This window comes from Nostoc sp., assembly GCF_036917355.1.
Lineage (GTDB): Bacteria > Cyanobacteriota > Cyanobacteriia > Cyanobacteriales > Nostocaceae > Nostoc.
The window spans coordinates 81,137-102,263 of the sequence record NZ_JBALDP010000034.1; the positions used below are offsets into that span (position 1 = coordinate 81,137).

General features: G+C 41.4%; 21 protein-coding genes. 6 read left to right on the forward strand and 15 right to left on the reverse strand.

Translation table 11 applies throughout. From position 1 onward, the window contains the following. Positions 1-2 precede the first annotated feature (2 nt). A complete protein-coding gene (locus V7K53_RS09945; protein ID WP_335197354.1) occupies positions 3-1,295 on the forward strand; it encodes an NACHT domain-containing protein in 1,293 nt (430 codons plus the stop codon). 91 nt (positions 1,296-1,386) lie between these two features. Here the strand turns inward: V7K53_RS09945 and ureC are convergent, their stop codons facing one another. From ureC to V7K53_RS09970, 5 genes are all read right to left on the reverse strand, one after another. Beyond that, a complete protein-coding gene (gene ureC / locus V7K53_RS09950; protein ID WP_335197355.1) occupies positions 1,387-3,102 on the reverse strand; it encodes an urease subunit alpha in 1,716 nt (571 codons plus the stop codon). 62 nt (positions 3,103-3,164) lie between these two features. Further along, a complete protein-coding gene (locus V7K53_RS09955) occupies positions 3,165-3,470 on the reverse strand; it encodes an urease subunit beta (protein WP_335197356.1) in 306 nt (101 codons plus the stop codon). A 14-nt stretch (positions 3,471-3,484) separates the two neighbouring features. Continuing rightward, a complete protein-coding gene (ureA, locus tag V7K53_RS09960) occupies positions 3,485-3,787 on the reverse strand; it encodes an urease subunit gamma (RefSeq protein WP_196520369.1) in 303 nt (100 codons plus the stop codon). A gap of 65 nt (positions 3,788-3,852) precedes the next feature. After that, complete coding sequence (locus V7K53_RS09965; protein ID WP_335197357.1) at positions 3,853-4,692, reverse strand: urease accessory protein UreD; 840 nt, start codon at positions 4,690-4,692, stop codon at positions 3,853-3,855. 16 nt (positions 4,693-4,708) lie between these two features. After that, positions 4,709-5,488, reverse strand: a complete 780-nt coding sequence (locus V7K53_RS09970; protein WP_335197358.1) for a class I SAM-dependent methyltransferase — start codon at positions 5,486-5,488, stop codon at positions 4,709-4,711. Positions 5,489-5,587: 99 nt separating this feature from the next. Here V7K53_RS09970 and V7K53_RS09975 point away from each other — a divergent pair, with 99 nt between their 5' ends. Together V7K53_RS09975 and V7K53_RS09980 are read left to right on the forward strand one after the other, a co-directional pair. Then, positions 5,588-6,445: a ParA family protein gene (locus tag V7K53_RS09975; protein ID WP_335197359.1), complete on the forward strand. Its 858-nt coding sequence runs from the start codon at positions 5,588-5,590 to the stop codon at positions 6,443-6,445. Further along, positions 6,445-6,864, forward strand: coding sequence for a hypothetical protein (locus V7K53_RS09980; RefSeq protein WP_335197360.1), 420 nt, complete (start codon positions 6,445-6,447; stop codon positions 6,862-6,864). The genes V7K53_RS09975 and V7K53_RS09980 overlap by 1 nt, the downstream gene beginning before the upstream one ends. Before the next feature lie 19 nt (positions 6,865-6,883). Here the strand turns inward: V7K53_RS09980 and V7K53_RS09985 are convergent, their stop codons facing one another. The 3 genes from V7K53_RS09985 to groES form a co-directional block, all read right to left on the reverse strand. Next, positions 6,884-7,687, reverse strand: a complete 804-nt coding sequence (locus tag V7K53_RS09985; protein ID WP_335197361.1) for a DUF4351 domain-containing protein — start codon at positions 7,685-7,687, stop codon at positions 6,884-6,886. A 79-nt stretch (positions 7,688-7,766) separates the two neighbouring features. Next, complete coding sequence (groL, locus tag V7K53_RS09990) at positions 7,767-9,401, reverse strand: chaperonin GroEL (protein WP_190892556.1); 1,635 nt, start codon at positions 9,399-9,401, stop codon at positions 7,767-7,769. 108 nt (positions 9,402-9,509) lie between these two features. Beyond that, a complete protein-coding gene (gene groES / locus V7K53_RS09995; RefSeq protein WP_094348596.1) occupies positions 9,510-9,821 on the reverse strand; it encodes a co-chaperone GroES in 312 nt (103 codons plus the stop codon). 308 nt (positions 9,822-10,129) lie between these two features. Here groES and V7K53_RS10000 point away from each other — a divergent pair, with 308 nt between their 5' ends. Together V7K53_RS10000 and V7K53_RS10005 are read left to right on the forward strand one after the other, a co-directional pair. Further along, complete coding sequence (locus V7K53_RS10000; RefSeq protein ID WP_335197362.1) at positions 10,130-10,324, forward strand: hypothetical protein; 195 nt, start codon at positions 10,130-10,132, stop codon at positions 10,322-10,324. A gap of 608 nt (positions 10,325-10,932) precedes the next feature. Continuing rightward, on the forward strand, positions 10,933-11,610 hold the full coding sequence (locus V7K53_RS10005; RefSeq protein ID WP_012407592.1) for a response regulator transcription factor: 678 nt from the start codon (positions 10,933-10,935) through the stop codon (positions 11,608-11,610). Between the two features lie 76 nt (positions 11,611-11,686). Here V7K53_RS10005 and V7K53_RS10010 read toward each other — a convergent pair whose 3' ends face one another. The 3 genes from V7K53_RS10010 to V7K53_RS10020 all read right to left on the reverse strand — a co-directional run bounded on the left by V7K53_RS10010 (position 11,687) and on the right by V7K53_RS10020 (position 14,827). Continuing rightward, positions 11,687-11,995 carry an NIL domain-containing protein gene (locus tag V7K53_RS10010; protein ID WP_335197363.1) on the reverse strand — a complete coding sequence of 103 codons (309 nt, stop codon included), beginning with the start codon at positions 11,993-11,995 and terminating at the stop codon, positions 11,687-11,689. A gap of 262 nt (positions 11,996-12,257) precedes the next feature. After that, positions 12,258-13,652, reverse strand: a complete 1,395-nt coding sequence (locus V7K53_RS10015; RefSeq protein ID WP_335197364.1) for an ATP-binding protein — start codon at positions 13,650-13,652, stop codon at positions 12,258-12,260. Between the two features lie 197 nt (positions 13,653-13,849). Further along, positions 13,850-14,827, reverse strand: coding sequence for a chemotaxis response regulator protein-glutamate methylesterase (locus V7K53_RS10020; protein ID WP_335197365.1), 978 nt, complete (start codon positions 14,825-14,827; stop codon positions 13,850-13,852). Between the two features lie 396 nt (positions 14,828-15,223). Between V7K53_RS10020 and V7K53_RS10025 the strand changes: the two genes are divergently transcribed. Beyond that, positions 15,224-15,625: a hypothetical protein gene (locus V7K53_RS10025; RefSeq protein ID WP_335190951.1), complete on the forward strand. Its 402-nt coding sequence runs from the start codon at positions 15,224-15,226 to the stop codon at positions 15,623-15,625. A gap of 246 nt (positions 15,626-15,871) precedes the next feature. Here V7K53_RS10025 and V7K53_RS10030 read toward each other — a convergent pair whose 3' ends face one another. The 4 genes from V7K53_RS10030 to V7K53_RS10045 form a co-directional block, all read right to left on the reverse strand. Further along, the gene (locus V7K53_RS10030; RefSeq protein WP_335197366.1) at positions 15,872-18,130 is read right to left on the reverse strand and encodes a hybrid sensor histidine kinase/response regulator; all 2,259 of its coding nucleotides are present in this window, start codon (positions 18,128-18,130) and stop codon (positions 15,872-15,874) included. Continuing rightward, positions 18,130-18,846 carry a chemotaxis protein CheW gene (locus V7K53_RS10035; protein ID WP_335197367.1) on the reverse strand — a complete coding sequence of 239 codons (717 nt, stop codon included), beginning with the start codon at positions 18,844-18,846 and terminating at the stop codon, positions 18,130-18,132. Before V7K53_RS10035 ends, V7K53_RS10030 begins: the two co-directional genes overlap by 1 nt. Before the next feature lie 9 nt (positions 18,847-18,855). Continuing rightward, positions 18,856-20,682 carry a methyl-accepting chemotaxis protein gene (locus tag V7K53_RS10040; RefSeq protein WP_335197368.1) on the reverse strand — a complete coding sequence of 609 codons (1,827 nt, stop codon included), beginning with the start codon at positions 20,680-20,682 and terminating at the stop codon, positions 18,856-18,858. Between the two features lie 139 nt (positions 20,683-20,821). Beyond that, a complete protein-coding gene (locus V7K53_RS10045; protein ID WP_335197369.1) occupies positions 20,822-20,977 on the reverse strand; it encodes a hypothetical protein in 156 nt (51 codons plus the stop codon). Positions 20,978-21,127 lie beyond the last annotated feature (150 nt).

Consider the following 21,127-nt stretch of genomic DNA (forward strand, 5'->3'; position numbering starts at 1 on the left):
GGTTGGATATATTGCTTAAGAAATGGGATGCTAAACGGAACATTGAGCGCAATCAAGTTTATAAAAATTTATCTTTGTGCTGTAAAGAAGATTTACTAAGTGAAATTGCTTTTACTACCTTTGAGCAGAAAGACTATTTTTTTAAACAAAAAACTGTAGAGGCATATATCGCCAAGTTTATCAGTAATTTACAGGATGCTAATTTAGAGCCAGAGGTTTTACAAGTTGATAGCGAAGACGTTTTGAAATCTATTGAAGCCCAGCATGGGTTACTGGTGGAAAGAGCAAAAGGAATTTATTCTTTTTCACATCTGACTTTTCAAGAGTATTTTTGTGCTAGAAAAATTGTAGCTACTTTAGCATATAAAAATTTAGTGCATCACATCAATGAAAAACGCTGGCAGGAGGTATTTTTACTCACAGTTGGAGTTATGGAAGACCCAGATAATTTAGTATTATTAATGAAGCGTAAAATTGATAATTTAGCTGCTTCAGATGAAAAACTACAGCATTTTTTAGAATGGCTTGATTGTAAATCTAGTTCATTTGAATCTTTTTACAAGCCAGCAGCTATCAGAGCATTGTATTTTACAATGACTTTAGATAGCGAACAAAATAAATTAGATAATGCTCTTGAATGGGATATAGAAAATACTTTATCTGGTTTAGATAATGCTCTTGGATTGGATTCAGAAGATACTTTAGATGATATAGAGATAGATTGGTTACTCAATCATGCTCTCACAAATACTCTTGTTCTTAGTGATGACTTAGCTAACGCTTTTTTTCAAGGTCTTGATGCTACTGATATTCTTGATGAAACTATTGAGAAATCATCTCGTGGACAAGCGTTAGTTGCTCGGGATAATGCTTGGTGTAATATAGCTGATCTTGATGATTTTCTTATAAATGCTATAGATTTAGCTTCTTCTTTTCAATCAGAATTGAAGACGGCATTGCAGTTACTAAGAGATAAACTCAATGAGGCAATACCAGAATGGGAAAACCTATTTGAAGAACTAGAAGAATTTGGAGAATGGTGGGATAAAAATAGTCAAGCCTGGACTGAGCAGTTAATAGCTTTAATGATTGAACATCGTAATATTGGTCATAACTGGCAATTCAGTTATAGACAAGCTAAACTATTACAGCAGTATTATAATAGTAACAAGCTCCTGGTAAACTGCTTAAACAGCGATTGTAATATTAGCGATAAAATTAGACAAGAAATTGAGCATAACTTGCTATTACCAATAAGTAAATTAGAAACGGAAAATAACAAAGATATTTCCTAATTTTGCATTTTAAACCTTTATCTACGTCTTTAGAAGTTTCGATAATCCTTTCTCGGTAACTTCTGACTTCAGTAGATTGAACTGTGATGAATTAAAACAAGAAGTACCTCTGTGCCATTGGTAAAACTGTTGCAGGTTCACAAATCAGCAACTCTCCATCTGCCCTAACTTGATATGTTTCTGGATCTACTTCAATGTGGGGTAGTGCATCATTCAGCTTCATATCCTGCTTACTCAATTGACGTGTCCCAGAAACTGCAACTGCTGCCTTTTGTAAACCTAGCTGGCTAGGAATTTCTTTCTCTAAAGCTGCTTGCGAAACAAAAGTTAATGATGTGGTATGACGCGCCCCTGCGAAACTACCAAACATCGGCCGCATATACACTGGTTGCGGTGTAGGAATACTGGCGTTAGCATCGCCCATTTGCGCCCATGCAATCATTCCGCCTTTAATCACTATCTCTGGCTTCACGCCAAAAAATGCCGGACGCCACAAACATAAATCTGCTAATTTTCCCTCTTCCACAGAACCTACATATTGAGCAATTCCATGAGCGATCGCCGGGTTAATTGTATACTTCGCAACATACCTTTTTGCACGAAAATTATCTGCTTTTTGCTCAGTTCCTTGTGGGTTAAGACTTCCCCGTTGCACCTTCATTTTGTGAGATGTCTGCCAGGTGCGAATTATCACTTCGCCTACCCTTCCCATTGCCTGGGAGTCAGAAGAAATCATACTAAATGCGCCTAAGTCGTGCAAAATGTCTTCAGCAGCAATAGTTTCCCTACGGATGCGAGATTCGGCAAAAGCGACATCTTCAGCGATCGCAGGATCAAGATGATGGCATACCATCAACATATCCAGGTGTTCATCTAAGGTGTTGAGGGTGTAAGGGCGTGTCGGATTGGTGGAAGATGGCAAAACATTAGCTTGTCCGCAAACTTTGATGATATCTGGTGCGTGTCCTCCGCCTGCGCCTTCGGTATGGTAGGTATGAATGGTACGATTCTTAAAAGCGGCGATCGTATCTTCGACAAATCCGGCTTCGTTCAGGGTATCAGTATGAATCGCTACTTGCACATCGTATTCATCGGCAACGCTGAGGCAAGTATCAATTGCTGCGGGTGTGGTTCCCCAGTCTTCATGTAGTTTTAACCCCATTGCACCGGCGGCTACTTGTTCTACAAGTCCTTGGGGTTGACTAGCGTTACCTTTGCCCAAAAATCCTAAGTTGACGGGAAAAGCATCAGCAGCTTGCAGCATTCGGTAAATATTCCAAGGGCCGGGGGTGCAGGTAGTGGCATTTGTACCCGTAGCTGGGCCAGTACCGCCGCCGATCATGGTGGTAATCCCGGAAGCGATCGCAACTTCAATTTGTTGGGGACAAATAAAATGAATATGGGCATCAATACCGCCAGCAGTGAGGATCATTCCTTCCCCTGCTAAGGCTTCGGTTCCGGGGCCAATAATAATATCTACATTATTTTGAATATAAGGATTTCCGGCTTTACCAATTTTGAAAATCTTGCCATCTTTAATGCCAATATCTGCTTTGACAATACCCCACCAATCGAGAATTAAGGCATTAGTAATTACTAAATCTACAGCACCATCAGCGTTAGAAATGGGGGATTGTCCCATCCCATCTCTGATAACTTTACCGCCGCCAAATTTTACTTCATCGCCGTAGGTGGTGAAATCTTGTTCAACTTCAATAAATAATTCTGTGTCTGCAAGTCGGATGCGATCGCCTACTGTTGGCCCGTAGGTTTCGGCGTAGGCGCGGCGATCCATTCTATAAGGCATATAAAATCCTTCTTTTTAACGCAAAGGGACGCGGAGGGAAGCGCAGAGGTACGCAGAGGTTTTTAGAGGTTTCCGTTAATTTTGGCGTTGAAGCCGTAGACTTGGCGAGTACCAGCGAGGGGGATTAGAGTTATTTGTTTTTCGTCACCTGGTTCAAAGCGAACTGCGGTTCCTGCGGGGATATCGAGGCGCATTCCTCGCGCTTGTTCTCTGTCAAAGTTTAAGGCGCTATTAACTTCATAAAAGTGATAGTGTGAACCGACTTGTATGGGGCGATCGCCTGTATTTGAAACTTGTAATTTTATAGTTGGACGACCAACATTTAGTTCAATTTCACCTAATGGTGTGATAATTTCCCCAGGAATCATAATAAATTCAAAAGTTAACGAATTGGATTATGTACTGTCACTAACTTGGTGCCATCAGGAAAAGTAGCTTCTACCTGTACTTCATGCACCATTTCTGATATCCCTTCCATGACATCATCCCGCGTCAATAGAGTTGTACCATAACTCATTAATTCAGCTACAGTTTGCCCATCTCTTGCACCTTCTAAAATGGCAGCAGAAATATAAGCGATCGCTTCAGGATAATTCAGTTTTAAACCCCTTCCTTTACGTCTTTCTGCTAATAAAGCAGCAGTAAAAATTAATAGCTTATCTTTTTCCTGCGGCGTAAGTTGCATTCTTACCTCCTCTGTGTTCTCTGCGCCTGTGCGGTAGCCTTCGGCAAGCCGCTACGCCTCTACATTCAAACCTGCCACACTCTTGGTATACAATTACCACGATTCAAGAAAGAAACTCGCAGCAGCTGCCAAACATTAATAAACCAGTTTCTCACCTCAGATGTAGAAGTACCGCGATATCGGCACAATAATCCATGTTGTAACCGACTAACACCCGCTTCTCCTTCCCCATGCCATAAATTTCGCGTTTTTTTGACAATTTCTGCTGAAACTGCACCACTAACCCAAACTAGACTACCTACTATTGGTTTTCCAGCCAAACCGTGGGGATTGTGAAAAGTTTCTTCGCTACCCTGTAACCATTGCCGATCAATCCATAAAGGAATACCTTCTTGCCAAATTTCGGTGTGCGATCGCCATTCTCCTTGCAAGAATTTTTCTCCTCTAGCACTGCGACCAAATCGGGTAATTTCCCAGCCTAACCAACTGCCCCCGGTTGCTAATTCTACCCGTAAATCTTGCCGATAAATCGCGTCGTTAAATAAAATTGTCTCTTGCGGCAACCATTCTAAACAAGCACCAGTATCAACTTGCATCTCGATGTTTTGTCTTACTTGTAAGCCATTACTGCGATATATTTTGCTTGCAGCAGCTGTAGTGATTAAGGCTTGGGTTTGGGGTTGGAGGTGGATGTTAGAGGATAAGCGATCGCCTCCCACCATGCCCCCAGCCGTGTGTAAAATGACGCTATGACAAACTTTTTCCCCTTCTGGATAAAATGGGCGTTGTACCTTCAGAGGCGCTTGGTGGTGACTGTAAAGTAATTGGGTTTTACCCTGGCGATCGGCATAAACTAAATTAAGTTTGCCATGCCAACCTTCTGCTATTTCTGAGTTGCAGGTCATTTATAAATTTTTATTTTTAAATTACTTCACCAAGGTGTACGCTAGTGCGATATACCATATAGACAAAACCATTTTTATCACGAAATCGCTGATATAACTCTTGGAAATTATTAATAAGCTGTTCGTATACCGACCCTTCACGCGGTAAATAAGAAACACTCATTGCTCGTCCAATAAATCCAGTTAAATCTAACTGTTGTCTATAAGTAAAATTATATTCACGGATGTTAATAAAATAGGGAGTTACTAATAGTGGCTCTACCGATTGCATTCGAGATTCTGCTGGGTGATTATTAGATGCTTCGCGGACTATTCGGCTATATTCTGTAGTTAAAGCATCTTCTCGATCGCGGTTATTCCACACCACAGCCAAGCGTGCTGATGGTTTTAAAATGCGGTGAAATTCCAATAAAGTTGGTTCGGGATTGAACCAATGGAAAGCTTGAAAACAAGTAACTAAATCAACTGATTTATCAGGGAGTTGGGTAAATTCTGCTGTTCCATCACGAAACTCTATCAAAAAATGTGGTTTAGCAGCTTCTCGCATCGCTGCATTTGGTTCTATGGCTATGACATTAACTCCCCGTTCAGCTAACAATCTTGAAGAAATTCCTGTACCTGCGCCAATATCTGCTGCTACGAGTTGTGAATTTTCACCTAATCCTTCCAAGATAATATCAATTGCATCTGCGGGGTAGCTAGGTCGATATTTTACATAATCATCTGCTCTGTCAGAAAATCGGTTGAGTGGGTTTAAGGTATGTAAGGGCGTTGTTTCAGGATTAATTTGGCTCATGGGTTTTGATGTAAAAGTAAAAATAAACCTGTTAGTTGGGCATATTTTCAGGGAAGCATAGAACTGTAGCTCATGAAATGCGTCAATCTACCAGAAATTATGACAGCTAAAGTGATAAGTATTTGCAACCTCAAGGGTGGAGTCGGTAAAACTACCATCGTTATGGCATTAGCGGAATATTTAGCAGGCGATACAATGTACCAAAAGCGTGTACTTGCTATTGACCTTGATCCTCAAAGTAATTTGACTAGTGCTTTAATGTCAGAAGAGGTTTGGGAACAAGAATTTGAAAGTAAAAAATTGACATTGCCTTATTTATTTAAAAATCCCGAATATTTTTTAGAAAATGTTAAAAACGAAAATTTTATAGTTAAACACAATCTTTCAAATGTTAGAAATAGAAATTCTTTTGCCCACTTGCATCTGATACCTAGCGGCCCAAGGCTATTTGAAATCCAGGAAGAATTGCCATCAGGTTATTATTCTTTTAACTTTAAACCTGTTGAGCTTATTCGTACAATCCTCAAACCCTTATTAAATAATTATGATTATATTTTAATAGACTGCGCTCCAAATATTAATACAGTAGTTAAAAGTGCATTTCTAGCTAGCAATGCTTGTATAATCCATTGTGTCCCAAACCGAATGTCTATTCATGGATTAGATTTATTACTTGAACACATTGAAAAGTTTAATAGAGATTATATACATAACTTAAAAGCAGTTGGGACATTAATTTCTCGTTACAACCGAACTATAGCCCAAAGCGAAAATCTAAACTCTATTATTGTTAACCCTTTCTATCCACCAGTTTTTGAAACCAAAATTTTAGAAAGAGCAAAAATTGCCGAAGGGTTAGAACTAAGTAATTATTTGACATATAAACAAAAATATGATGATTCTCATGAATCTATGGTGAAATTAACTAAAGAATTTATACAGAGAGTAGGTAGATAATGGAAACATCACAAATTGCAGATTTATTAAGAGCGATCGCAGAAGTTGTAGAATCTGAGCCAAAACTTGCCAAGGCTATAGAAAAATGTTTAACTAACAGTTTAAATGCTCAAAAAAGTAAAGATTCATCCGACGCAACACCAAAGCAGTCAGACACTAAAAAAACTCTCCAAAATGGCGATATTATCCTAACTGAATGTCGGCAAATTTTACGTAAACAGGGTGAAGAACAACTGAGATTTTACTTAACTGAGCTAGGAGAACAGGTTAGAGAACTATTGAAACACGGTCAACTTGACCCGAAACGCTCTATGCGCCGCCGGAAGGATTTGAATAGCATTATTGAGCATATTATTCAAAAATTGCAAGCTCAAGATAAAAGCGGAAAACTACTTGCAGCTTCAATCTCTAAAATATGATGCAGCTTTACTAATTCCTCTATTGCTGTTCTAACCAAGCTATAAAATCAGCAATTTCAGAAAAATCTAACAACGCCTCTCCCAAATTTTCTAACTGTTCGGCAGATAAATTCCGAACCTGCTCAACTAATGATCCATCAATATCGCCGAAACGCCGTTTAAGTAGACGACTAATTAATTTAAACGCTTCCTTTTGAACGATATCTTGATAAATTACAGACTCTTTCATAATATCCTCCCGCAAAAATTGCCGAACCAAATCCTTGTCAAAGCGCAAACCTGCCAATATTTCTACACAACCCGCGATATTTTGTCGCTCCTCCCTATCTGGAATTGTAGCGACTTGTTCAGCCACTTGTGCCAGTAAAGTTTGCGGCGAGTCAGTTCGCGTCAAACTTGCTAAAGGTAACAGTGCCGGATTAGTTAAAAATAGTGTTGAATCTTGCTCCCAAAGACGAACAACTTGATATTGGTGAATCGTCGTGTTGTCCCGATATTCTTCAGTAAAAGCCATTTCATTAGTAGTCTCTTGCAAAAAGATTAGCACTTGCACTACAGGACAACGGTATTGACGCTTCAACCTCACAGAATAATCGAGCATTCGGAAATTAAGCGCCGGATTAGATTTCGCCAAAGTTTGAAATTCAATGTGCAAAATTTGGTTAGCTGCTTGCAAAAATGTCACAGAATCTGCACGAATTGGTTCAAGCGTGAGTTCCGTTTTTAAAACTTCAATTTGTTGTACCTCTACCCCAAGCAACCAATGCACAAACTCGGCTGGGTATTGTTCAGCTAAATATTTACAAGCGTTGTCGTAACTCACCCTTTTGCTCTTCTCTTGACACAAAAAAACAGCCGCATCCACAAGGGAAGCAGCTGTTTTATTATGTAACTACAAAGTATTAGTAGTCGAAGTCGCCGCCGCCAGCACCAGCGCCAGCAGGAGCGCTATCTTTAGGCTCAGGCTTGTCAACTATAATACATTCGGTTGTCAACACCATACCAGCGATGGAAGCAGCGTTTTGCAGAGCAGAACGAGTCACTTTAGCAGGGTCAACAATACCAGCAGCTAACAAATCGACGAATTCGTTTGTTGCAGCGTTGTAGCCAACGTTGAAGTCTTTCTCTTTCACGCGTTCAGCGATAACAGCACCATTCTGACCGGCGTTTTCAGCAATCCGCTTCAGAGGTGCAGGTAAGGCACGAACGACAATCAACGCACCAATCAACTCTTCATCCTTAAGATTGCTCTTTGCCCAAACTTCCAATTCAGGAGCAAGGTGAGCCAGAGTTGTACCACCGCCAGGAACGATACCTTCTTCCACAGCAGCTTTGGTAGCGTTAATAGCGTCTTCTAGGCGCAACTTCTTGTCTTTCATTTCGGTTTCGGTTGCTGCACCAACTTTCACTACAGCAACACCACCAGAGAGTTTAGCAAGACGCTCTTGTAATTTCTCTTTGTCGTAAGAAGATTCGGTTTCATCGATTTGACGACGAATCTGTTCGACACGAGCCTTAACAGCAGCTTCGTTACCTTCGGCAACAATTGTGGTGCTGTCCTTGGTGATGGTGATCCGGCGAGCTTTACCCAGGCTATCCAGCTTGGTGTTATCTAGCTTCAAACCAGCATCTTCGGTAATTAGTTGACCACCAGTTAAAACAGCAATGTCTTCTAGTAGTGCTTTGCGGCGATCGCCAAAGCCAGGAGCCTTAACAGCAGCCACGTTGAGTACGCCGCGTAAACGGTTTACTACCAAGGTTGCCAAAGCTTCTTTTTCAATATCTTCGGCGATAATCACCAAAGGACGACCAGCACGAGCTACTTGCTCTAACACTGGTACCAGGTCTTGTACCAAAGCGATTTTCTTATCAGTCAGCAGGATGAAAGGCTCATCAAAAACCGCTTCCATCCGCTCAGGGTCGGTAGCGAAATAAGGAGAGATGTAGCCTTTGTCAAAGCGCATCCCTTCAGTGATTTCCAACTCGGTGAACATAGATTTCCCTTCTTCTAGGGAAATTACGCCTTCCTTGCCCACCTTGTCCATTGCTTGGGCAATCATCTGACCAACTTCTTCGTCATTACCAGCCGAGATGGCACCAACTTGGGCAATGGCTTTGGAATCTTCCACTGGACGGGCGTGTTCTTTGATTTTGTCTACTAAAAAGGCAGTAGCTTTATCAATACCACGCTTCAGCGAAATTGCGTTAGCACCAGCTGCAACGTTCCGCAAGCCTTCTTTGACGATCGCATGAGCTAAAACGGTAGCGGTGGTAGTACCATCGCCCGCAGCATCATTGGTCTTAGAAGCAGCTTGACGAATCAGAGCTACACCAGTGTTTTCAATGTGGTCTTCTAATTCGATTTCTTTGGCGATCGTTACACCATCATTAACAATTTGCGGTGCGCCAAATTTCTTTTCTAGGACTACGTTACGACCTTTGGGGCCAAGGGTAACAGCTACAGCCTCAGCCAGGATGTCAATGCCTCGTTCCAAGGCGCGACGGGCGTTTTCGTTGTAGATAATGCGCTTTGCCATAGGTGTCTAAATTCCGGGAGTAAGTCAATTTTTTTCTTGAATTGGGCATTGGGTATTGGGCATTGGGCATTGTCTTTGACATTCCCTATTGCTTATTCCCCACTCCCACTAGATAACAACTGCTAAAATATCTTTTTCAGAAAGCAGTACATATTCTTCGGTGCCGAGCTTGATATCAGTGCCAGCGTACTTAGAGTACAGCACCTTATCGCCGACTTTAATTTCCAATTCCTGACGGTTTCCATCGTCATTACGCTTGCCAGGACCAAGGGCAACTACTTCCCCTACTTGGGGCTTTTCCTTGGCAGTATCGGGCAAATACAGACCACCTGCGGTCTTTTCCTCAGAGGCGCTCACTTTTACGAAAACGCGATCGCCTAAAGGTTTAACTGTAGAAACGCTTAGAGATAAAGCAGCCATAATTATTTTCTCCAGAGTTTAGCACTCTCAACTCCTGAGTGCTAATTTACCGAAAAGTGGCGTCCAATGGCAAGAATGCCTTGAGTACGGGTTTCCGAACTAGAAGGTCAGAGATGTACTTAAGTATAAATGCTTAATTATTTATACCTTGCGGGTTTTGTTCTGTAAGTTACGAAGAGAGTAGGGAGTGGAGAATTAAGAGTTATGAAAATTCTTCCCCATTCTCTATTCCCCATTCCCTACTCTCCAGTCAACTTTATTTGCAAAGCTTGCAAATTGTTATAGAACTGTAATCAGGGAGCCCCTCGATGAGTAACAATACAGTGACAGCGATCCAGTCCAGCCATCAAATTCCCAAAACCATTAAGTCTCTGGAACATAAGACCCTAAGTAATTGTGTAGAAAGTTTAGGACTTGCAGAAATTCAGCGACACATTTTTATTTCCGCTGACCAGGCAATTGCTGCTCAAAACAAGCTAGTCTGGAATTCTGGGATTACTTAAAAAAAGCGACTTAAAGATTTAAAATTCAATGAGCCGCACTAAAGTCATTCTATTTGCGTCTATAAAACTAAAGCCAATTGCTTGCGTGTTTCTTGTTCTAGTCCCATAATGGTAGTTTACCCTGATGGTGTCTGGTATCGCCAAGCAAACCCGGAAGTTACCCTGCGGATTATCCGAAGAACACTGAATAGGCAATAAGGTGGTAGAAGAATATGCGTTTTCAATCCATCTTTTGCCAGAAACTTCCCTAGTTTCTTGTGAACACCTCATAGAGGCTTAACAACCAAAAGATATGGTATAGCAGTAAGCTTTAAGAAAGTGCGGGTTGGTTTTGAGGTAGGGTCATCTTTAAGCCAATACTTACTTGTGAGTCCGAAAGATTATTATTTAATCAGTGTTTTTTACCCCGCCCCTTTCAAAGCGATATATAATAGCGCATTATAGATACTACTGCTATACGTATCCTTGCTGGACTTTTGCTATCGAGCTACTAGTCTATTGAAAGTGCTCGGCATTTTTGAGACTTCGAGACAGCAAAGGCAAGTTAAGTAGGAAAAAGGACAACATCTCGAATAACCCACCATAGAGGATAAATATTCAAGACTTTGATGGACCGAAGCGCGACAAGTGCCACTGCTATGAAAGAGCCCAGCATGAAAGATCACAAACGACTTCTATTGATTGATGATGACCCTAACCTCATCTTGCTGGTGAAGGATTACTTAGAATTCCGGGGATATGAAGTCATCACCGCTGAAAATGGACGTGAAGCTCTGGAAATTTTAGAGCAAGATGTTCCAGACATGATCATCTGCGATGTGATGATGCCGGAAATGGACGGATATACTTTTGTGGAACAAGTCCGGCAAAACGAACGCACCAGCTGGATTCCAGTTCTTTTCCTTTCAGCTAAGGGACAAAGTGCAGACCGAGTTAAAGGTCTGAACAAAGGTGCTGATGTTTATATGGTCAAGCCCTTTGAACCAGAAGAACTCGTCGCCCAAGTTGAATCCTCGCTGAAACAAACTATCCGTTGGAAAGAACACCAAGCAAAAGGAGGCGAAAACGGTTCCCGTATCCAGGTTCCCTTCGATGTGCAATTAACTCCAACCGAACTGAAAGTAGTTCAGTTTGTTGCTAGGGGTTTAGCTAACCGTGAAATTGCTGAAGAACTTAATGTTAGTCAGCGCACGGTTGAAAGCCATGTGTCCAATATGTTGGGCAAAACCAATCTCCACAATCGCACTGAACTAGCGCGGTGGGCGATTGAAAATCAAATGGCTTAAACAAAGTTAAGAGTTAAAAGTTAGGAGTTATGAATTATGAATTTTTTAACTCCTAACTCCTAACTCCTAATTAAATTTACCAACCATCTTCTTCAGGGCTGGATTGGTGCAAAACTTCTAAATCCAGTTCATCCAGGTAAGTCAAGGCACTTTCAATCTGGGAAACAGTGCCCCGTAGTTCCAGAGCAAAGCAGCTATGTTGTGGCACGTTTGCGCTTATCTCGGCAGCAGCAATAATGACTGTGATACCGTAGTGAGAAACCAGTCGTGAAATGACTGGTTCCTCATGCAAGTCTTTAGGAATACGAACCTGGATGCGAGTTTGGGTGCGTCTATTATCTAAAATATCAGTATTAGATTTTACTTGTTTATTTGAAATTGCCATTGTAGCTTCCTATTCGACTTCTGGGATGAGGGTTTGGCTTTACACGACTTCTTTTAACACTAGCGTTACTCATCCTATGCACGCAAACGGTAGCAAATGATTCATAATTCATCATTAAGATTCGATGATATGAATTGTGAATTCCGATAAACAAGTGCGATGGCCGCATTTAAGTTGATTATAAATTTATTAACTTATAAGTAAATCTTTGTTGAAAAATCAATAGACATCTTGGAGAATAATTCTCCGATGAAATCTTAATTCAAGTGTTGCTTTTATTATTAACAGCTAATGCTATTGGAATTTCGATCGCAAATTCAGTTCCATAGCCAAATTCAGACTTTAGCTGGATATTTCCCTGATGTTTTTCAATAATTTGATGGCTAATTGCTAAACCTAGTCCCGTTCCTTTATTGATAGGTTTAGTTGTAAAAAAAGGATCGAATATCTTGCTTTGAATCTCGGAATCTATTCCATCACCGTTATCTCTGAATGTAATTATGACTGTTTCTAATTTAGTTACTTCAGTTTGAATTACAATTTGCTTTGGGATCTGATTATCTAGCTCTAGTAAAGCATCAATGCCATTACTAAGGATATTCATGAATACTTGGTTTAGTTGTGCTGGATAACATTGAACTGGTGGGAGATTTCCATATTTTTTTATAATTTCAATTTTTGGTTGTAGTCGATGATTTAAAAGTAATAAAGTACTTTCAATACCTTCATGAATATTAACAGCTTTTTTCTCTGACTGATCGAGTCGAGAAAAGTTTTTTAGCGATAGCACGATGTCGCGAATTCGATCGGTTCCTACGCTCATTGATGAAAGAATTTTTGGTAAATCATCGATGATAAAATCAATATTAAATTCACCAAATTTTTCTTCAAATAAAGAATACGAATCTGGATGTTCTTGTTGATATAGTTGGATTAAATTTAAAAGACAGTTGACATGGTTATTAAGATGATTAAAATTCCCGTGAATAAAATTAACAGGATTATTAATTTCGTGCGCTAAACCTGCAACCATCCGACCCAAGCTAGACATTTTCTCTGTCTGGATCAATTGAACTTGGGTAGCTTGTAATTCTCGTAAGGTATTTTCTAACTGTTGTGCTTGAAGTTGGGCAGTAGCAGTTGCAGTAGTGAGTGCTTTGAGGTTATTGTAAGCTTTGGAATGATAACGAATGCGGGCAATTAACTCAACTGGATCTGGTAATTTGATTAAGTAGTCATTAGCGCCTTCAGTAAAAGCTTCTGCTTTGAGCTTTGCTTCTTCTTTACTGGATAACATAACTATTGGCACATCACGAGTTACTGGATGAGAGCGAAACCAACGCAGTAACATTAATCCATCGATATCTGGCATGATCATATCCAAAAAGATCACCGTTGGTTCTATGGCGATCGCATCTTGAATAGCTTTAGCTGGATTACTTGTGTAGTGAAGGGAAATATCTGTTTCTGTCGCAACCATCCGACGGAAGGCTTCGCTGATAATTACCTGATCGTCAATTAGTAGAAGTCTTACTGTCAATATTTTGGCATCTAGAATAAATGGCGCAGCTTGTGGAGTTTGTGGTTGACTCCAGTTTGGTGATAATCTCGCTGTCTTTGGAGATATTTCTAAGAGTGCTGTTTCTTGCAGGTTCATTTAGTACCTCTAAATCGGTCTTTGTTTTTAATACTACAAACTAGCCAGTTAAATCCACTAATCGCCAATTGTCGTAATTGTATCTCAGTAATCAAAGGTATTAGTATTCTGCAATACTTCGTAAAGGTGTTTTAAGTATCTGCTTTCATGTATATATTTTATATCAAGAGTAAAATAAAGCACAATATTGTTAAGTGTTATGCCGTAAATTTGATGCAGGCTGGTGCGATCGCCTCAACTGGCAAAACCTCTACCGCAGCTTTTAATTCCATTGCTACTTTCGGCATACCATAAACAACGCAAGTTTTGCGATCTTGAGCAATAGTATGCCAACCTGCTTCGCGCAATTGTTTTAAGCCTTGAGCGCCATCTCCACCCATCCCCGTTAGCAACGCCCCAATCCCCTTTCCAGTCCAATTTTTAGCCACACTCTTGAAGAAAACATCAACTGATGGACGATAGGACAAATGTAGTGGTTCTTTGTCATAGCCAAAGGTGAGGTCGGGACGCATCACTAAATGAAGATTTGTGCCAGCAAGCAGAACTTTACTAGGCTGTGGTGTAGAACCTGCGATCGCTAGTTGCACAGGCAGAGGAATTTGCTCATTCAACCAGGCGGCAAAACTTTGAACAAATTGGGCATCTATATGCTGAACAACAACCACCGCCCCCGGAAAGTCTTGGGGAAATTGGCAGAGAATAGTTTTCAATGCCTGGGGCCCACCAGTGGAAGCCCCGATAACGATTAGAGGTGGAAGTGATTTTGAGTGATGGACAGGCGGCGATCGCCGATATGAAGATTTACCAATTAAGCGGGCGATCGTGGCAATTTTATTTAGTAGCCCATCATCACCTAAGATTGGCGTATCGATAGCATCCAAGGCTCCATAGCCCATTGCTTCAAAAATCTTGGCTGCATAGCGATTAACGCTAGCTGTTACCATCACAATCGCGCAGGGAGATTGCCTCATGATATGCCGTGTAGCTTCTACTCCATCCATACTGGGCATCAGAACATCCATCAAAATCAAGTCGGGAGTATCAGCCGCACACTTGCTTACAGCTTCCGCACCATCGTAGGCAACCCACGCCAGCTTGTAACCTGGTATTTTTACCACAATACGCCGTAGTGCCTCTACAGCCATGAACATATCGTTAGCGATCGCAATTCTCACAAATTATCGCATTTCTCCAAAATAACGCGACAAATACAACAGATAGAAACCCAGATTAAATAGACTTCTTGCATAAGTCGGGTAAAGGGTAAGGGTTAAAGGGAAAAGGGATAGAATTAACATTCCCCTTTAACCTTTCCCCCTTTCCCGACCTCTTGCAAAAGGCACTTTTGCAAGAGGTCTAATCTAGATTCAGCCTTTTCAAGGTGGTGAAATTTGGAAGGAAAATTGGTAATTTCAACATTCAAAAAGCCCAAAATCTGAGCGGAGGATTCAAAATGGTAGCACTGAAACAACGTATCTTTGTTCGTCACCTTGAAAGGGCTAGTCCTATATAATTTAGATGCCTTTGCCATATAGTCTAAACTCCAGTTTATAAAGCACAAGGAGTAACCAATGAAGCACTTTACCCTGTTTACTTTTCTGTATCTAGCAGCAGGAGCTTGCCTAACAGCGATCTTCCTTGGACATTCTGACATCGCTCCAAACCTTAAAACAATTCTGCTAATTAATGCTGGACTGTTATACCTTACTTCTGTCCTAAGTACTTTTCCCTTTTGGCGTAATCGCGTACTACAAAGCGAAGCGAGACTGCGCGATAAACCTGCTTGGGATCGGAATATTGTCATGATTATACCGATATTCCTCATTGCATTGATGCTTGTTATAACCATCCCCGACCTGGTGAATCACAACTGGGCAACTCCGGCAATCGCCAGATCATCTATAGGGCTACTGGTCATCCTACTTAATGCAGAACAACTTTTTATCAGAAACAAAATTCGGCAAGAATCCTGATTACTAGACAGACAGTACAGGGAGATGGATAAAATTTTTTGTCAATGCGTAAGTTCTAGATTCAGCCCTTTCAAGGTGGTGAAATTTGGAAGGAAAATTGGTAATTTCAACATTCAAAAAGCCCAAAATCTGACCGGAAGATTCAAAATGGTAGCACTGAAACAACGTATCTTTGTTTGTCACCTTGAAAGTGCTAGTCCTAAAATCTTACTTTCTTAATTACGAATTACGAATTACGAATTATTATCAAGCCTCTCCAATTAAATCAATCACCGCCTTTAACAGAGTGTCATCATGAAAGCTGCTCTTAGTTAAGTAGTAGTCTGCACCTGCTTCTAACCCTTGCAGTCGGTCTTCTTCCCGGTCTTTGTAAGAAACGATAATCACAGGTATTTGCTTCAACTTGGCATGAGTTTTTATCTGGCTGGTGAGTTCAAAGCCGTTCATCCGGGGCATATCAATATCTGTCACCACCAAGTCATAATCGCCACTGCGGATTGCATTCCAACCATCAATGCCATTAACCGCCACTTCAGCTTTGTAACCGTTGTTTTCTAAGAGTTTGCGCTCCATTTCGCGCACAGTTATTGAATCATCCACGACTAACACTCGCTTGTAAGTTTTAGTAACTACCTGATGAGTAGACTGATTTACCTGAGAAAGTTGTCCGCTGGAAAACACCTTAGCAATGGAACGTACCAAATCTTCAACATCGACAATCAACACTGGAGAACCATCATCCATCAGGGCGGCGGCGCTAATGTTGGCGACTTTACCAAGGCGGGGATCTAGGGGGCGGACAACCAAACTGCACTCACCGAGAAACCGATCTACAACTAATCCATAACGATTGAAGCGATCGCTAATCACAATCACTGATAGCGATTCTATATTCACCGCAGGCGAGGCTAACTCTAAAACTTGACTTGCTAAAATCAACTCCACAGGTTGATTATTTATCAGGAAAAATGGGCGATTTTCCGATACAGCAATCTTAGACTTCGATAATATCAACACCTCTTCAATGCGTGTCAGTCCGAAAGCATAAGGTTCGCCAGCAATTTCCACCAACAGGGTGCGAATCACAGATAGCGTCAGGGGTAACTGCAAGTAAAAGGTCATGCCTCTTCCCAACACAGAAACCGCCCGCAGCGTCCCACCAACTTCCCGCACTGCGCTATGGGCTATATCCAAACCCACACCTCTACCCGAAATTTCAGTTACAGTTCGGGTTGTGGAGAAACCAGGCAAAAACAGGAATTCCATCAACTCAACTTCGGTAAGTTGGGCTGCCATTTCCGGGTTTGTAAGTTTTTTGCTGATGACTGCTTGGCGCAAAAACTCGATATCGATTCCCCGTCCATCATCTGCAACGGTAATAAACAGCATTCCGGCGCGATGGGTAACTTCAATGCGAATAATTCCTTCTTCTGGCTTTCCTGCTGCTAGACGTTCCTGGGGCGTTTCAATGCCATGATCGATCGCATTCCGCAGGATATGAGTCAACGGAGCTTCCAGACGTTCTAGAATATCTCGATCTACCAAAGTAGACTTACCAAAGATTTCCAGTTTCACCCGTTTACTCAATTGTCTGGCTAAGTCGCGCACCATTCGCGGAAATCCCTGTCCCCCATCCGCAAAGGAACACATTCTAGTAGCAATAACTTCTTGATATAGGCGCTGGGAAAGGTTAGCAGAACGCTGAGAAAATTGTTCTAGTTCGTTTTGGCGATCGCTCATCATCTGGTAACATTCGTTAGCTTTTTGATGAGTTGCACTCAAGGTTTCCTTAATTTGCCGATCCAGATGATAGTTGCTCAATAACTCCTGTAACTTCTCCAGCAGGTTGGATAATTCCCCCTGATTCTTTCTCAACTTCAGCAAAGAGTTAGCAAATGGTTCTAATAAATTCGCCTCAACTAAAGACTCTCCTGCTAAACCCATCAAGCGATTCAGATTTTCAGTACTCATTCGCACCGCCCGATTTTGGGTAATGCCCAGTTCTTCTAATGGGGATGGGGAAATAAGGGTTGTCTGTTGGTTGTCTTCTAACTGCGCTGTTGTTATTAGGGGATGAATTTCTGTAGAGGTTGCCTCTGGAGTTAGGATATTAGCGATCGCACTCACCAATGATTGAATGCCAACATCTTCTAAAATCTGTAAATTTGGGTTGGCTGTAACCCTTTCCGCTATCCGCAGGAGCATATCTACCCCTTGTAACAATACATCAATGCGATCGGCAGTTAAGGAAACTTTTCCCTCTTGAGCCGCCACAAAGCAGTCTTCCATGACGTGGGCAAGGTTGACAGCCGGATCGATTTGGACAATTCGCGCAGCGCCTTTGATACAATGGGCTGCCCGCATTAAAGCTGCCAATTCTGGTTGGGGATCGGGCTTAGTTTCCAGTGCCAACAGGCAATCGTTCAATACCACAACTTGAGCTTTTACTTCCATGTTGAATAAATCAAACAAGGAAAGATTGCTGACATCAAATTCTTCTAACATCACAGCACCTTCCTAGCTAAGGTGGTGAATAACAATTCATCATCCAAATAGCTGACACTGTGCCTTAGCTCCATTTGCGATCCGCCAGGTTGCCAGTGAAATAACCCTTTTGTATAAGTTTGAGTCAGACTCTTGGGCGGATCTTGTAACTCATCCCGGTGAAATCGGTGTACTCCATAAAGTTCATCTACACCAAACACCCAAGTTTTATCTGCCTTTTCCAGCACCACCATGCGCGAATACACCACTGGACTGAGGGTTTGTACTGCTGTATCGGCAGTTTCCAGATTTAACAGATCGCTCAAAGAAATACACAATCGCAATTCGCCTCGGATACTTACCAATCCCCGCAAGATTTGGTTGCTGCGATGCGGTAGGGTATGAACCACACTCGCAGGAGAAATTTCTTTGAAGATTTGGGCAGAAAGTGCCAGCCATTCCCGTTGCAGACGAAAAATCACAACCGTGATTTGAGTGGTGGCTAAAGTATGGGATATCTGGGAATTTTCATCAGTTCTAGATTTAGCTAGTAACTCAGTCCACTGATGGCGATAACTTTCAGGTATGGAGCGCTCTAGCAAATAACGTCCAGCAGTAGAGTAAACGGGACAATTGCGGCAATGGGTGTAGGTGGCTAATTGCGGACAAGAGCGATCGCCCTCAATGCCGATAAAATTCCAACAACGTTCAATATTTAATGGTGTAGCGGGGTTCATAAGGGCTGCTCAAGATAATTGGTGAATCAGGGGTATAACGTCTTCTGTTTTCACCTGAAAGCGGGCAATCTCTTGACGCAATCCCTGCGCCACTTGGTTAAGTTGGGCTATGGCATGATTAATTTCCCGCAAAGAATCCGTACTTTGCACGGAGGTACTGCTTAACTGCACCATCGCCTCACTAATTTGTTGCGCTCCTATAGATTGGGTTTCCATACCCTGGTTGACAAATTCAAATCGTGGATTCAGGTCTTGCACTTGCTGGATAATTTGCCCAACCTGTGTACTAATACTGGCAACATCTCCTATACTCCGCCCAACTTCTGCGGCAAACTTGTCCATTTCCATCACACCTGTAGAGACTGACGATTGCATCTGCTTCACCATCTGCTCAATGTCGAGGGTAGCAACGGCGGTTTGATCTGCTAATCGGCGAATTTCTCTTGCCACTACAGCAAAGCCCAAGCCATACTCTCCAGCTTTTTCGGCTTCAATAGCAGCATTTAACGACAGCAGATTTGTTTGGTCTGCCACCTTGGTAATTGTGACGACGATAGTATTAATGTTATTTGCCTTTTCGCTAATTACTCCCAATCGGGCAGCGATCGCATTAGTGGCTTCTGCTAACTGCCGCATAGTGGTTTCCATCCGCACTATGTCTTTTTGACTATCATTGGCTGCTGTCGTCGTGATTTGGGAAATGCTTGCAACTTGTTCCATTGCACTTACTAATTCCCTAGAGGTGGCGGAAATTTCTTTGCTAGCAGCAGTTACCTCATTAGTAGAAGCTATCTGCTCGGTGAGCGTCCCTTCTAATTGTTTACCCGAAGCTGCTATTTGAGTCGCTGAAGAAGTAACCTGTATGCCTGAATGCTGTACTTGACGAATCAGAATGTTGAGACTCTGAGTCATGGTTTGGAAAGCAGTTAAGAGTCTATTCATTTCATCTTTGCTGTTGGGGTCAGCCTTGACCTGAGTTGTTAAGTTCCCCAGAGAAATTTGCTCTGCAAGTCCAACCACACCCATAATCTGACTAATAATCTGCGATGCAACTTGGCGAGCGATTACAACCCCCAAAATAATTGCAGTTGTAGGGCCAATGAAAATTCCTACACAAATCCAGAAAATGCTGCGAACTACATTCTGTTCGACTTCTTTTTGTATATCTAATATGTAACCTTCATTAAGTTTTAAAAGTTTGCCTGCTTGCTCGTCAGTTATTTTAAATAACGGCTCCTCCTTATTTGCGCCTTCAGAATCCATGCGATCGCGTAATCCAAGAGCCATTTGAATAGTGTTAAAATCCGCTGATTTTTCTTTTGCTTGACGGATTAATTCACTTTGTTTTTTCCAAGGATTGCGAACACCCAGTTGATTGAACTGTTGCTCAATATCTAACAATTTCTCATGGGCTTGTTTCCAGACACCCAGTTGGTCTTTAAGTAAGTCATACTCTTTTTTTTCTTGTTCGGTTAATGGCGTTGCTTCGTACTGTTTAATCCCTTCGTTAATCTGTTTCCAAGCATTCTGAATTTGAGTTATTGCACCCTGTCTTTCAGTCACAGTGACTTCAGGATCGAATAGTAACCGTTCTGCCGATTGGATTTGCGTCTGACCTTCGTTAATCTTCCATATCCCAGATATACTGGGAATATTATCTTTCTGTAGTATATTAATGTACTCATTTAACTGGTTAGTGGTGAACCATCCTAGCAAGGCCATTATGAGTACGATCAGTCCCATGAATAAAAAGGAAGCGATCAACCGTGTTTGCAAGGTCATGTTCTTGAACATTGGATATCCTACTGTTCCTCTGTTGCTGTAAAATGCGTTCATCTGTTAAAATTCCCAAATCACAAGCAAGATGAACAGTTTGTATTTTTATTTTTAAACAAATTATTAAGTAGGTAGCTTAGTTCAGAAATTAGCTTTTACTAATAAAATAAAAGTTTTGAGATATTTCCTCAATTGTTGATTAGATTGATTGCTGAGGAGTTAAACCGGAATATTCTGTTTTCACCTGAAAGCGGGCAATCTCTTGACGTAATCCAAGAGCCACTTGATTGAGTTGAGCGATCGCACTATTAATTTCCGTAGAGAATCCGCCGTTTGCACTTTCAGATAAGCCCAAAACACTTGTAGAGACGGCGATTTATCGCGTCTCGAAAACTCAAAATTGTTGCCAGTAACCCTTAACTGAGCCGTATTGAATTATATGGGTAGGCTCATACAGATATACGCCTTTATAACTGATTCATTTGTTGTAAAGATTTTTGAATAT

Coding starts and splice junctions, on each gene's coding strand:
- ureC (WP_335197355.1), bottom strand. CDS start 3,102: ATGCCTTATAGAATGGATCGCCGCGCCTACGCCGAAACCTACGGGCCA.
- V7K53_RS10025 (WP_335190951.1), top strand. CDS start 15,224: ATGAAGCACTTTACCCTGTTTACTTTTCTGTATCTAGCAGCAGGAGCT.
- groES (WP_094348596.1), bottom strand. CDS start 9,821: ATGGCTGCTTTATCTCTAAGCGTTTCTACAGTTAAACCTTTAGGCGAT.
- V7K53_RS10030 (WP_335197366.1), bottom strand. CDS start 18,130: ATGTTAGAAGAATTTGATGTCAGCAATCTTTCCTTGTTTGATTTATTC.
- V7K53_RS10035 (WP_335197367.1), bottom strand. CDS start 18,846: ATGAACCCCGCTACACCATTAAATATTGAACGTTGTTGGAATTTTATC.
- V7K53_RS10005 (WP_012407592.1), top strand. CDS start 10,933: ATGGACCGAAGCGCGACAAGTGCCACTGCTATGAAAGAGCCCAGCATG.
- V7K53_RS10015 (WP_335197364.1), bottom strand. CDS start 13,652: ATGAACCTGCAAGAAACAGCACTCTTAGAAATATCTCCAAAGACAGCG.
- V7K53_RS10010 (WP_335197363.1), bottom strand. CDS start 11,995: ATGGCAATTTCAAATAAACAAGTAAAATCTAATACTGATATTTTAGAT.
- V7K53_RS09970 (WP_335197358.1), bottom strand. CDS start 5,488: ATGAGCCAAATTAATCCTGAAACAACGCCCTTACATACCTTAAACCCA.
- V7K53_RS10000 (WP_335197362.1), top strand. CDS start 10,130: ATGAGTAACAATACAGTGACAGCGATCCAGTCCAGCCATCAAATTCCC.
- V7K53_RS10040 (WP_335197368.1), bottom strand. CDS start 20,682: ATGAACGCATTTTACAGCAACAGAGGAACAGTAGGATATCCAATGTTC.
- V7K53_RS09980 (WP_335197360.1), top strand. CDS start 6,445: ATGGAAACATCACAAATTGCAGATTTATTAAGAGCGATCGCAGAAGTT.
- groL (WP_190892556.1), bottom strand. CDS start 9,401: ATGGCAAAGCGCATTATCTACAACGAAAACGCCCGTCGCGCCTTGGAA.
- ureA (WP_196520369.1), bottom strand. CDS start 3,787: ATGCAACTTACGCCGCAGGAAAAAGATAAGCTATTAATTTTTACTGCT.
- V7K53_RS09965 (WP_335197357.1), bottom strand. CDS start 4,692: ATGACCTGCAACTCAGAAATAGCAGAAGGTTGGCATGGCAAACTTAAT.
- V7K53_RS09955 (WP_335197356.1), bottom strand. CDS start 3,470: ATGATTCCTGGGGAAATTATCACACCATTAGGTGAAATTGAACTAAAT.
- V7K53_RS09975 (WP_335197359.1), top strand. CDS start 5,588: ATGACAGCTAAAGTGATAAGTATTTGCAACCTCAAGGGTGGAGTCGGT.